General features: G+C 68.6%; 10 protein-coding genes. 1 reads left to right on the forward strand and 9 read right to left on the reverse strand.

Annotated features, from left to right (window positions below; translation table 11 throughout):
* From dnaK to HZB86_12185, 4 genes are all read right to left on the reverse strand, one after another.
* Positions 1 to 1,704: molecular chaperone DnaK (dnaK, locus tag HZB86_12170; GenBank protein ID MBI5906278.1), on the reverse strand; the 1,704-nt coding region annotated here is incomplete at its 3' end.
* 199 nt (positions 1,705 to 1,903) lie between these two features.
* Positions 1,904 to 3,268 carry a sigma-54-dependent Fis family transcriptional regulator gene (locus tag HZB86_12175; GenBank protein MBI5906279.1) on the reverse strand — a complete coding sequence of 455 codons (1,365 nt, stop codon included), beginning with the start codon at positions 3,266 to 3,268 and terminating at the stop codon, positions 1,904 to 1,906.
* Positions 3,265 to 4,032: a GHKL domain-containing protein gene (locus HZB86_12180; GenBank protein MBI5906280.1), complete on the reverse strand. Its 768-nt coding sequence runs from the start codon at positions 4,030 to 4,032 to the stop codon at positions 3,265 to 3,267. Before HZB86_12180 ends, HZB86_12175 begins: the two co-directional genes overlap by 4 nt.
* 15 nt (positions 4,033 to 4,047) lie before the next feature.
* Complete coding sequence (locus HZB86_12185) at positions 4,048 to 4,695, reverse strand: hypothetical protein (protein ID MBI5906281.1); 648 nt, start codon at positions 4,693 to 4,695, stop codon at positions 4,048 to 4,050.
* Positions 4,696 to 4,904: 209 nt separating this feature from the next.
* On the opposite strand from HZB86_12185, the gene HZB86_12190 reads away from it, so the two are divergent.
* Complete coding sequence (locus tag HZB86_12190; protein ID MBI5906282.1) at positions 4,905 to 6,941, forward strand: PBP1A family penicillin-binding protein; 2,037 nt, start codon at positions 4,905 to 4,907, stop codon at positions 6,939 to 6,941.
* Between the two features lie 3 nt (positions 6,942 to 6,944).
* On the opposite strand, the gene HZB86_12195 is transcribed toward HZB86_12190, so the two are convergent.
* The 5 genes from HZB86_12195 to HZB86_12215 form a co-directional block, all read right to left on the reverse strand.
* Positions 6,945 to 8,324 (reverse strand): RtcB family protein, encoded by a 1,380-nt coding sequence (locus tag HZB86_12195; protein ID MBI5906283.1) that lies wholly within the window; start codon positions 8,322 to 8,324, stop codon positions 6,945 to 6,947.
* A gap of 122 nt (positions 8,325 to 8,446) precedes the next feature.
* Positions 8,447 to 8,866: an archease gene (locus HZB86_12200; protein MBI5906284.1), complete on the reverse strand. Its 420-nt coding sequence runs from the start codon at positions 8,864 to 8,866 to the stop codon at positions 8,447 to 8,449.
* Positions 8,863 to 9,600 (reverse strand): metallophosphoesterase family protein, encoded by a 738-nt coding sequence (locus HZB86_12205; GenBank protein MBI5906285.1) that lies wholly within the window; start codon positions 9,598 to 9,600, stop codon positions 8,863 to 8,865. The genes HZB86_12200 and HZB86_12205 overlap by 4 nt, the downstream gene beginning before the upstream one ends.
* Positions 9,597 to 10,901: a hypothetical protein gene (locus tag HZB86_12210; GenBank protein MBI5906286.1), complete on the reverse strand. Its 1,305-nt coding sequence runs from the start codon at positions 10,899 to 10,901 to the stop codon at positions 9,597 to 9,599. Before HZB86_12210 ends, HZB86_12205 begins: the two co-directional genes overlap by 4 nt.
* Positions 10,886 to 12,335 (reverse strand): CoA activase (locus HZB86_12215; protein ID MBI5906287.1); only part of this gene is annotated, 1,450 nt, incomplete at its 5' end. The genes HZB86_12215 and HZB86_12210, both read right to left, overlap by 16 nt.

Genomic DNA, 12,335 nt, shown 5'->3' on the forward strand with positions numbered 1-12,335 from the left:
CGCCTCCTTCGCCTCGGCGACCGCGGTCTCGACCTTCGCCGCCGTCTCCGCCGGGACCTTCTCCTTGTTCTCCCGCAGCGTCTTCTCCGTGTTGTAGACCAGGGAGTCGAGGTGGTTGCGCGCCTCGATCCCGGCCTTCCGCTTCCGGTCCTCCGCCGCGTGCGCCTCGGCCTCCTTCACCATCTTGTCGATGTCGTTCTTGTCGAGGCCGGTCGACGCGGTGATCGTGATCTTCTGCTCCTTCCCCGTCCCCTTGTCCTTCGCGTTGACGTGGAGGATGCCGTTGGCGTCGATGTCGAACGTCACCTCGACCTGCGGGACGCCGCGGGGCGCCGCCGGGATCCCGTCGAGGTGGAACCGGCCGAGCGTCCGGTTGTCGCCGGCCATCTCGCGCTCCCCCTGCAGGACGTGGATCTCGACGCTCGGCTGGCTGTCGGACGCCGTGGTGAACACCTCGCTCTTGCGCACCGGGATCGTGGTGTTGCGCTCGATCAGCCGCGTCATCACTCCGCCCAGAGTCTCGATCCCCAGCGACAGCGGGGTCACGTCGAGCAGGAGCAGGTCCTTCACCTGGCCGCCCAGCACCCCCGCCTGGACCGCCGCGCCGGCCGCCACCACCTCGTCCGGGTTGACGCCCTGATGCGGGTCCTTCCCGAAGAACGCCTTCACCATCTCGACGACCTTCGGGATGCGGGTGGAGCCGCCGACGAGGACGACCTCGTCGATCTTCCCGACCGTGATTCCGGCGTCGCGGACGGCCACCTCGCACGGCTTGAGGGTGCGGTCCAGGATGTCCTGCACCATCTGCTCGAACTTCGCGCGCGACAGCTTCATCTGGAGGTGCTTGGGGCCGGTGGCGTCCGCCGTCACGAACGGCAGGCTGATCTCGGTCTCCATCGTCGAGGAGAGCTCGATCTTCGCCTTCTCGGCCGCCTCCCGCAGCCGCTGCAGCGCGGTGCGGTCCTTCGACAGGTCGATCCCCTGGTCCTTCCGGAACTCGGACACGATCCATTCGATCAGCCGCTGGTCGAGGTTGTCGCCGCCCAGGTGCGTGTCCCCGTTGGTCGACTTCACCTCCACGACGTTGTCCCCCACCTCGAGGATGGAGATGTCGAAGGTGCCGCCGCCGAAGTCGAACACGGCGATCAGCTCGTTCTTCTTCCGGTCGAGGCCGTACGCCAGCGCCGCCGCCGTCGGCTCGTTGATGATCCGAAGGACCTCGAGCCCGGCGATCGTCCCGGCGTCCTTGGTCGCCTGGCGCTGGGAGTCGTTGAAGTAGGCGGGGACCGTGATGACCGCCTGCTTCACCTCTTCGCCCAGGTACGTCTCGGCCGCCTTCTTCAGCTTGCCGAGGACCATCGCGGAGACCTGCTGCGGGGTGTACTCCTTCCCTCCCGCCAGCACGCGCGCGTCCTGGTTGCCGCCCTGGACGACCTTGTACGGGACCAGGCGGGTCTCCTCGCCCACCTCGTCGTACCGCCGCCCCATGAACCGCTTGATGGAGAAGATCGTGTTCTCGGGGTTCAGCACCGCCTGGCGCTTCGCCACCTGGCCCACGAGGATCTGGCCGTCCTTGCCGAAGCCGACGACCGAGGGCGTGAGCCGCCCCCCCTCCTCGTTGATGAGCACCTTGGGTTCGCTCCCCTCCATCACCGCCACCACGGAGTTGGTCGTCCCCAGGTCGATCCCGATGATCTTGGCCATGATATGCGCTCCTTCCGGTTATTATCCGTGTCTTCCACCCTGAAATAGAACAATTCCCGTGCCATCCAGGGCTCGAGAGGCGAACAATCAACAACGACTTGTTTCAATTAGGGAACTTTACCGCTGAGGGGCGAATTCCGAATGCGGGCTGGACAAGATGCGCGTCATATTGGCGCTAAACCGTCGGGCCGCCATGCCATTATGACAGCCTGAACTCCTTCACCTTCCGGTGCAGGGTCCGAAGGCCGATGCCGAGGAGCTTGGCCGCGTGCGTCTTGTTGCCGCCGGTCTTGGCGAGGGCGTCCCGGATAGCGTCTATTTCCAGCTCCGTGAGAGTCCGGGAAGCGGGCATGGGGATCGGCTCCGCGGAAGTGGGCGGGAGGACCGCCTGCGTCACCTCCGGCGGAAGGTCGCCGGGCTCGATCGTTTCCGCCTGTGAGATCAGCGTGGCGGTCTCGAGGGCGTTCCGGAGCTGGCGGACGTTCCCGGGCCACCGGTACGCGAGAAGCACCTTCAGCGCCGACGGGGAGAGCCGTTTGGGAGGGGCCCCGTCCTCCCTCTCCAGCACTTCGAGCAGGTGCTCGCACAGCTTCGGTATGTCCTCCCTGCGTTCCCGGAGCGCGGGGACGACGATGTGGAAGACGTTCAGCCGGTAGTAGAGATCCTCGCGGAACGTCTTCTCCTCCACCTTTCCCTTCAGGTCCTGGTTCGTCGCGGCGATGATGCGCACGTCGACCCGGATCACCTGGGAGCCGCCGACGCGCATCACCTCCTTCTGTTCGATGGCTCGCAGGAGCTTCGCCTGGATGGCGGGCGACACGTCCCCCACCTCGTCGAGGAACAGCGTCCCCCCTTCCGCGCTCTCGAGCTTGCCGGCGCGGGAAGCGGTCGCGCCGGTGAACGAACCTTTCTCGTACCCGAACAGCTCGGACTCGAGCAGCGTCTCCGGGATCGCCGCGCAGTTGAGCGGAAGGAACGGGCGCCCGTTCCGGGGGCTCAGCGCGTGGACGGCGCGGGCGACCAGCTCCTTCCCGGTCCCGCTCTCTCCGGTGATCAGCACGTTCATCCGGGTCGGGGCGACCAGCCGGATTCGGCGCACCACCTCCTCCATCGCGCGGGAGGCGCCGACGATCCCCTCGATCCCTTCCGGACGCCCCACCTCCTGCCGCAGACGCTGGATCTCCCGGTGCATCCCGCGTTCCTTGACCGCCTTGAAGACGGCGGCGCGAAGCCTCGGGATCTCGACGGGTTTCAGCAGGAAGTCCGACGCGCCGGAGCGGACCGCCTCCACGGCGCCCTCGACGGTGCCGTAGGCGGTGAGCACCACCACCGGGACGCCGGGGTGGGAATTCGCGACGTGGCGAAGCACCTCGAGCCCGGTCAACCCCGGCATCCGCAGGTCGGTGACGACCACGTCCCCGCCGTCCGCGGCGAGGCGGGCGAGCCCCTCGCGGGGATCGGCGAACGGGAGGACCTCGAACCCGTCGCGCCGCAGCGCCGCGGCGACGCTCTCCAGGCTGTCGGCGTCGTCGTCGAACACGAATACCCGCCCCTTCTCCTTCATCCGTCGCCTCCCGGCGGAAGCGCGAGCGGGAGCCGTCCCGGGAACATCGCCCGGAACTGCGCCTCGAACGGTAGGGAGACGGTAACCGCGGTCCCCTCCCCCTCCCGGCTGATCACCGAGATCGCCCCCCCGTGCTGCCGCACGATCTGGCGGACGATCGGGAGCCCCAGCCCGCTGCCGTTCTTGCGGGTGGTGAAGAAGAGGCGGAACAGCTGTCGGCGGTCCGCCTTCGGGATGCCGCGCCCGTTGTCCTGGATCCGCACATACGCCCGCCCCGCGCGCGATCCGGTGGTCACGCGGATCCTCCGTTCCTCCTTGTCCTGCGCCTCGACCGCGTTCAGCAGCAGGTTGAGGAGCGCCTGCTTCAGCTGCTGCTCGTCGGCCAGCAGCGGCAGGGGCGAAGGGTGGAACCGCGTCGCGAGGGCGATCCCCCGGTAGGAGAAATCGGCTTCCAGGAACGCCAGCGTCTCGCCGACGACCCGGTTGAGATCCACCGGGGTGATGTCCATCGCGGGGGGGCGAGCGAAGCGGAGGAACCCGGACAGCGTCTCGTTCAGCCGCTGCGTCACTTTGAGGTTGGTGCGCGCGAGGGAGAGGAGCTCGTCCTTCTGCGGGACCGGACCCGCGGGAAGCTCCGAGAGCATCTCCTCCAGGATCTGGCTGTTGATGTAGAGGGAATTCAGCGGGTTGCGGATCTCGTGGGCGAGCCCCGCCGCTACTACGCCCAGGTCGGCGACTTTCTTTCGGGTCCTCGTGGCCGGCACGAGGTCGATTCTACATCATAAATACTCGACGTGGAGCAGCGGGGCGGTCGCCGCCGCGCCGTCGTCCAGCTGGACGATTCCCGGCCCGGGGACGGCCGGGTCGAGGAGGAGCCGGAGCTGGAAGTCCGGCTGCAGCCTCTGCAGCGCCCGCTGGACCAGCGTGGTCACCTCGATCCGCACGGCCGGCCGCGGGGGAACCGCGTCCGACGGGAAGAAGTCGAAGATCGGCCGCGCGAGGACCGGGGGGAGGAACGGGGCCGGGGCCGTTCGGAAGAAGTCGGAGCCGATCAGCACGGGAGGCTGGAAGTCGACCAGCTCCACCAGGACGGGGACGGCGGCCCCGAACGGCACGGATCCGACGAACACCTCGATGTACGCGAGGCGGACGTCCGCCGTCGCGGGGATCGCGGTGATCGGGAAATCCAGGAACCCCCGGTATTCGATCCCCGCCCCGTCCACGCCCACCCGGACCGATCCGGTCGCGGTGGCGGGAAATATCGTCGGCTCCCCGGTCCCCGGGTCGATGACCGCGGAGATGTGGGCGTCGACCGCCTGGTCGCTCAACTGCTCGAAGACCGTCAGATCCGTGCCGCTTCCGCCTCCGCACCCGGCCAGGATCAGAACGAGAACGCCCACCAACCCGGGAACCAGGAATCTCCTCATCGACGGCACCTCCGCGCCCGAAACTCGCACTTCGTATATTGCTTTGACGCCCTCCGTGAAAAGGAAATTCACAATCCGGCGGGAAAAGGGCGCAGCAGCATACCCCGAAGGGATGACGCAGCGGGGGGGTTCCGAGGAAGCCCCCCGCGAGGAATCCCGCAGGGTGAGCGCCCCTGTTATAATCCAGGGAAATCCCGCTTTCGCACGAGATGAGGCGCGCGTTGGCCCGAACCCTTTCGCCGGAGGAACCCGACCGGTTCCCCTGGAAGAAATTGCTCCTGATCCTGATCGTCACCGGGTTCTTCGCGACCCTGGGCGCGGCCGCGGGAATCCTCCTGCTGGCGCAGTTCGGCGACTTCCCTTCCGTCGAATCCGCCAAGGCGTACCGCCCGAGCGTCACGTCGAGGATCTTCGACCGGAACAACCGCGTAGTCGGGGAGATCTACCTCGAGAAGCGGACGGTCGTCCCCTACAAATCGATCCCCCCGCACGTGGTGAACGCCTTCGTGGCCGCCGAGGACGCCAACTTCTTCCGGCACAAGGGAGTCGACTACTTCGCGATCTTCCGCGCGGTCCTCCGGGACATCCTCTCCGGCGGGTTCGCCCAGGGCGCCAGCACGATCACGCAGCAGACGGTCAAGTCCCTCTTCCTCACGCCCGAGAAGAGCATCGCGAGGAAGCTGAAGGAGATCATCCTCGCCTACCGGATCGAGGGGAAGCTGTCGAAGGAGGAGATCCTCTACCTCTACCTGAACCAGATCTACCTGGGCGACGGGGCGTACGGCGTCGAGGCGGCCGCGCAGTCGTACTTCTCCCGGGGCGTGTCCACGTTGACCCTGGCCGAGGGGGCGATGCTGGCGGGGCTCGCCCAGGCGCCCACCCGCTACTCGCCGAGGAACCACCTGGACAGGGCCAAGTCGCGGCAGCGGTACGTGCTGCGCAGGATGGCGGAGGTGAATTTCATCGGGAAGGAGGAAGCGGACAAGGCGTACAACGCGCGCCTGTCGTTCGCTCCGCCGTCGACCTTCCGCTCGAAGGCGGCGTACTTCCTCGAATACGTCCGCATCTACCTCCAGGAGAAGTACGGGGAGGAGACGGTCAACCGGAGCCAGTTCCGCATCTACACGACGATCGACGAGCGGCTGCAGGAGGCGGCGCACGACGCCTTGCAGGAAGGCGTGCGGCGGATGGAGGAGCGGAACCGGTACAAGGGGCTCCAGGGCGCGCTCCTGTGCCTGGACACCCGGACGGGAGGGGTCCTCGCGATGGTCGGCGGGGTCGATTTCGGCGCCTCGCAGTTCAACCGCGCGCTGCAGGCCAGGCGCCAGCCGGGCTCCGCCTTCAAGCCCGTCATCTACGCCGCCGCCGTCGACAAGGGAAAGACGGTCGTCTCGACCGCCGACGACTCCCCGATCGAGTTCGAGCGGAGCGAGACGGAGATGTGGAAGCCGAAGAATTACGACGGCACGTTCCTCGGCCCCATCCCGCTCCTCGAGGCGCTGGCCAAGTCGCGCAACCTGGCCACGGTCCGCCTGCTGAACGAGACCGGCGTCGACACGGCGATCCGGATGGCCAGGGACCTGGGGATCGAGTCTCCGATCGAGCGGAACCTGTCGATCGCCCTCGGGTCGTCGGGGATCACGCCGCTCGAGATGGTGAACGCGTACGCGACGTTCGCCAACGGCGGGCAGCGGGCGGCACCGTTCTTCATCCGGGAGGTCCAGGACGCGGACGGCAACGTCATCGAGCGGACCGACCCGAAGGTCGTCCCGGCGATCTCCCCGGAAACCGCCTACTTGACGGTCCGGCTCCTCCAGGAGGTCATCCGCACCGGGACGGCGACGTCCGCCAGGGGCCTATCGCAGAACCTGGCCGGGAAGACGGGGACCACGAACGAGAACACGGACGCCTGGTTCATCGGGGGATCGCCGGACCTGATGGCGGGGGTGTGGGTGGGGTTCGACACGCCGACGTCGCTGGGGGACCGGCAGTCGGCCGCCACGGTGGCGCTGCCGATCTGGATCCGCTTCGTCGGCCGGGCGCTCGCGTACTTCCCCGACCGCGAATTCCCGCCGCCGGCCGGGATCACCTTCGCGCGCGTGGACCCCGCGACGGGAAAGGCGGTCCCGTCCGGAAGCGCGGACGGGATGGTGCTCCCGTTCAAGCTCGGGACGGTGCCCGAAACCGCGGCCCCGGCCGGAAGACCGGCCTCCCCCCGGCGCGGCGCCTCCGACGACCTGCTGTAGACGCTACCCTTTTACCACGGCCATCGGCCGCAGCCGCGCCACCTTCCGGGCGATCCCCGCGAGATCGACCACGTCGACCACCGACCCGACGTCCTTGTACGCCTCGGGAATCTCCTCCGCGAGCGTCTTGCGCGATGCGCAGGCGACCAGCACCCCGCGCCGCTCCATCTCCGCGAACGCCGATCTTCCCTGCAGGCTCCGCTTCGCCTCCGTGCGGCTCATGCGGCGGCCGGCGCCGTGGCATGTGGACCCGAACGACTCCCGCATCGCCCCCGGAACCCCGGCGAGGACGTACGAACCCCTCCCCATGTCGCCCGGGATGAACACCGGCTGGCCGACTCCCGCGCAGGACGCGGGGAGCTCCGGGTGGCCCGGAGGGAAGGCGCGGGTCGCCCCTTTCCGGTGGACCAGCACCTCCCGCCGGCGACCGTCCACCTCGTGGTTCTCGAACTTTGCGTTGTTGTGCCCCACGTCGTACACGAGGCGGATCCCCGCGTCGGCCGGGCCGATCCGAAGGACTCGCAGCACCGCCTCCCGCACCTGGTGCGCCAGCAGCTGCCGGTTGGCGAAGGCGTAGTTCGCGGCGGCGGAAAGGGCGGAGAGGTACCGCTTCCCCTCCTCCGATCCGATCGGGGCGCAGGCGAGCTGCCGGTCCGGCACCCGGATCCCGAATCTGCGCATGCACGCCCCCATCGCGTCCAGGTGGTCGTCGCACACCTGGTACCCGAGCCCCCGCGAGCCGGAGTGGAGGAAGAAGACCGCCTGCCCGGGGAAAAGGCCGTAGGCCGATGCCGCCTCGGGGAAGAAGATCTCCTCCACCTCGTCGACCTCCAGGAAATGGTTCCCCGCCCCCAGAGTCCCCAACTGGTCGAGACCCCGCTTCTTCGCCGTCTCCGACACGGCGTCGGGATCGGCGCCCGAAAGCTTCCCGCCGCTTTCGGTCATGGCCACGTCGTCGGCCGTGGCGTACCCGCGGGAGAGCGCCCATCGCGACCCCTCCACGAGCGCCTTGTCCATCTCCTTGGCCGTGAGCCGGACGAAGCCGGTCGATCCCACGCCCGACGGGACCTCCCGATGGAGCGCGGCGACCAGCTCGGGGAGCCGGGGTTTGAGCGCCGCCGCCTCCAGGTCGGAACGCAGCAGCCGGACGCCGCAGTTGATGTCGTACCCGACGCCGCCCGGGGAGACGACGCCTTCCGACGGGTCCATCGCGGCCACGCCGCCGATCGGGAACCCGTACCCCCAGTGGATGTCCGGCATGCCGATGCTGCGGGAGAGGATCCCGGGGAGGTGCGCGACGTTCATCACCTGGCGCAGCGCCTGGTCGCGGACGATCTCCTCCATCATCCCGCGCGAGGCGAACACCAGGCCGGGGACGAGCATCCCGCCGTTCCGGGGGATCTCCCAGGAGGTTTCGGAAAGACGGGTTATGGGGATGTCCTCGAACCGCACCGCGCGGCCTCCTTCCCCGGCGGCGCCGCAGGGGCGGGCGGAACCGGGTCGGGTCAGACGTCCAGCAGGAAACGGGCGGTGAACCCTTTCGCCGTTTCACCGACGGCAAGTCCGTGCGCCGTGACCGCCTTGATCTCCCGCGCGATCGCGTGCCGCGCGGGGTCCATCGGTTCGCCCCGGACCTCCACTTCCACCGCCCCTGCCACCATCGTAGCACCGGCGTTCCGGACGAGGAACCGGTCGAGGGAAAAGAGCAGGAGCGCCTGCCGGAGGATCGACAGAAGCCGGTCTTCGGGACTCCCCCTCGCGGGGCGAAGCGTTCTCCGGATCGGGCGACGGACCTTCCCGCGGTCGGTCAGCAGGGAGAAGACCGCCTCGACGGACGCGGCGCAAAGCGACGGGAAGTCGGGGGCGCGGACCAGGACGAGCAGGTCCGCGGTGTGGGGAAGGAGGCGGTATGACTTTCGCGTCACGTCCCGTCCCGGAGCCGGTCGGCGAACACCTTCGGAAGCCCGGCGGCGATCACCTTCGACCGGGCCGTCTCGACGTCGTACGGGACCCGGACCCAGGCGACCTCGCCCGTGCCGGGATCGAACAGCAGGAACGACGCGTCGGGATTCCGGTCGCGGGGCTGCCCCACGCTTCCGGGGTTGAGGAGCGCCCGTTCCCCTTTCCCGAGTCGGAACGCGTCCGGGGGGATCGGCTCCACGACGCCGCTGCCGCGGCGGACGAAGCCGCCCGCCACGTGGGTGTGGCCGAAGAAGATGGGGCCGGCAACGACGGAGGCGAACAGGGAGGAAAGCTCGATCTCCGCCTGGTCCGCGGAGTAGATGTACCGGTCGGTGTCCCCCGGCGCTCCGTGCACCAGGAGCGCTCCCCCCTCGATCTCCCGCTGGACCGGAAGATTCGCCAGGTACTCCCGGCTCTCCGGGGAGATCCGGTCCCTGGACCAGAGGGCCGCCACCCGGGCCGCGGCGTGGAAATTCCTCCCGCCGGAGCGGCCGCACGCGACGGCGTCGTGGTTTCCCGCCACCCCGCCCGCCGTGCTCTCCATCGCCCACCGGACGCACGCTTCCGGCTCCGCGTTGTACCCCGCCAGGTCCCCGAGGTGGTACACCCGGTCGGGGGCGCGCCGGGCAAGCTCCGCCCGCACCGCCGCGAGGGCGTCGCCGTTGGCGTGGATGTCGGAGAGGACCGCGATCCTCACGCGCCGATCGCCGCGGCTTTCCCCATGCCGGGCGGAAGGAGGCGGACCGCCTTCTTCCTCGCCGAATACTCCCGGACCAGGTCCATGAAGATGTCGAGCTCGTACCGGCGGTCGGCCCGGGTCCCGTCGAAGTAGAGCACCCGGACCGGGAGGCCGTCGCAGTCGCGCGACAGCCGCGGATAGACCGCCTCGGAGACGATCCCGTTCATGCAGGAGAACGGGTTGATGTCGAGCACCCCGTCGGCCCCCTTCCGGTGGAGGTACACCGACTTCCCCACCGAGAGGAGCATCTCCCCCAGGGCGCCGTCGGGAAGCAGGTACGGCCGCGCCAACGCGAGGATCTCGCGGATGTCGTGCGCCTCCTCGTACCCCCGGAAGTCGTCGCCGAAGACGGAGTGGAGCTCCACCTCGTCCTTGTGCTGGAAGTGCCATTTGAGCTTCGCTCCGAACATCTCCATCGTCAGGTGCCTGCGGTATCGTTTGAGGAGCCGGATGTGGGCGGCGTTGGTGTACCAGAGCCACTCGCTGACGTCCGACAGCCAGCACTCCCCGCCCGCCTCCTCCACCTTCCGGACCACGTCGTCGTTGCTGAAGGTGTTGAGGCGGCAGAAGATCTCCCCGACGATCCCGATGAGCGGCTTCGGGCTCGACAGGTCCGCGGGCACGGCGCGGAGCATCCCGCGGCCCCGGACCAGCGATCCTTTCAGGCGCGCCATCCGCTCCTTGGGGTTATTCCCGCGCGCCTCCACGGCGGCGCAGAAATCGGACAGCGCGGCCTCGTACGCCGCGTCCGCGGCGCCTTTCGCGGTTTCGTAGGGGCGGATCCGCAGGAGGAGCTTGGTCAGCAGCTCGGCCCCGATCATCGCCCGCCACGCCGTTCGCAGCAGCTCGTCGGCGTGCTCGCCGACCCCGCTGTACCCGTCCTCGCACGACGGGGAGATCACCGGCACCTCGCCGTACCCCATCTCCCGGAAGACCGCCTTGATGTAGGGTCCGTACTGCCCGAATCGGCAGGGGCCGTCCGACGTGGGCATGAAGAGGGCCATCCGGTCGGGAGAGACGTGGCCGTGCACCAGGAGCTTGAGCGCGTCCCCGAGCGTCACCTTCAGCGGGAGGCACTCCTCCCCGGAGGAGTGGCGCCCGCCGAGGACCATCGTCTCCTCGTCGGAAGGGGGCATCGGCTGCGCGTCGATCCCGACGGAGCGGAACGCGGAGGCGATGGCACGGACCCCCGCCTCGGTCATGGACGGGAAGAAGACCGTCCTTCCGGCCAGCGGCGAACCGGTCACTGCTGCGCCCATGGCCGGAGCACCCCCTTGCTGTCGAGATACGCCTCGCACCGGGTCATGTACCCGGCGTCGTTCCCGTGGCCGTCGAACTGGAGCGTCAGGTACGGCGATCCGGACGCCCTCGTGATGAAGTGTCGCACGAAGGAGTCGGGGCCGCACTTGAAATTCGTGATGTAGATCATGTGGAACTTCGGGTGGTTCCGGCTCCACTTCGCCGCCGCGATGATCTTGCGCCCGTAGTTCCAGAACATGTTGTCGTTGACGTCCCGGATGTCGATGTCGTCCACCGGCAGGAAGTCGATCGGGATGACGTTCCCACCGTACTGGTCGCGGAGCTTCGTGGGGATGTTCAGGTTGACGTCGCGGTCGTACAGGTTGTACGGACGCCCCAGCAGGAGGATCGCGTCCGCCCCCGCCCGCGTCACGCGTTCGATCGCCTCGATCCCGGAGGCGTGCAGGAAATCGCCGAGCCGTCCCTGTTCCCGGTACCCGTCCCGGATCCCCTCGCGGATCTCCCTGCGCGAGACGCCCAGGGGCCCGAAGCATTCGAACAGGTCCTCGACCATGTGCTTCTCGCCGTCCCGGAACCGCACGGTCGGGGAGAGCAGCTTCTGGCGGAGCTCCTTCTCCCACTTCGGAACGCCGGCGATCACGAACGGGAGCGTCTGGCCCCACGGGCAGAAGTGCGACTCCGTGTGGGTGTGGAACGTCTCCGAGTTGATCACGTTGGGCTGGAAGAGGAAGTCGATCCCGGACGAAAGCAGCGCCGCGACGTGGCCGTGCGCGACCTGGATCGGGTAGCACGGCTCGGCCACGGTGCGCTCCAGCCCCTCGCGCGCGATCGCCTTGTCGGTCCGCGGCGACACCTTGATCCCGAAGCCCATGCGGGTCAGGACCCCCTTCCAGAAGGGGAACCGCTCGAAGAAGTACATGGCCCGCGGGAAGCCGACGGTCCCCCGCGCCCCCTTCGAAGGCGTGTCGGCGACCAGCCGGTCGAACCATTCGTTCCGCCGGGCGACGAGGTCCTCGATCACCGGCTTCGTATCGGTCCGCGCCGCCTTGCGGTACTTCTCGGAGCATTTGTCGCCCCAGTAGGTCCGGCTGTCGTCGATCCGTATCTCCTGCATGTCGCAGTAGTTGCTGCACCCCTTGCAGACGAACTCGCGGCGCTTGTAGTCGACCTTCGACAGGTCGAAACCGCAGAACTTCGTGGTGACCTGCGTGGCCCTCGCCTTGTCCCGGGCGAGGAGCCCCATCCCGATCGCGCCGATCACGCCATTGTGCGGAGGGACGATGATCTTTCGCCCGAGGACCTGGGAGAAGGCGGCCGCCACCGCGTCGTTGTACGCGGTTCTCCCCTGGAAGTAGATCGTCTCCCCGATCTTCCGTCCCCGGACGACCCGGTTCAGGTAGTTCATCACGACCGAGTAGGCCAGCCCCGCCACC

This window comes from Deltaproteobacteria bacterium (genome assembly GCA_016234845.1).
In the GTDB taxonomy this organism is placed as follows: Bacteria; Desulfobacterota; Deferrimicrobia; order Deferrimicrobiales; family Deferrimicrobiaceae; genus JACRNP01.

Excerpts from the sequence above, each read along its gene's own strand:
- HZB86_12195 (MBI5906283.1), bottom strand. The coding sequence starts at position 8,324 with ATGCTCGTCCCCGGCCTGGTGTTCGCCTCGCGCGGGATGATGGAGGAG.
- HZB86_12210 (MBI5906286.1), bottom strand. The coding sequence starts at position 10,901 with ATGGGCGCAGCAGTGACCGGTTCGCCGCTGGCCGGAAGGACGGTCTTC.
- HZB86_12175 (MBI5906279.1), bottom strand. The coding sequence starts at position 3,268 with ATGAAGGAGAAGGGGCGGGTATTCGTGTTCGACGACGACGCCGACAGC.
- HZB86_12190 (MBI5906282.1), top strand. The coding sequence starts at position 4,905 with ATGAGGCGCGCGTTGGCCCGAACCCTTTCGCCGGAGGAACCCGACCGG.
- HZB86_12185 (MBI5906281.1), bottom strand. The coding sequence starts at position 4,695 with ATGAGGAGATTCCTGGTTCCCGGGTTGGTGGGCGTTCTCGTTCTGATC.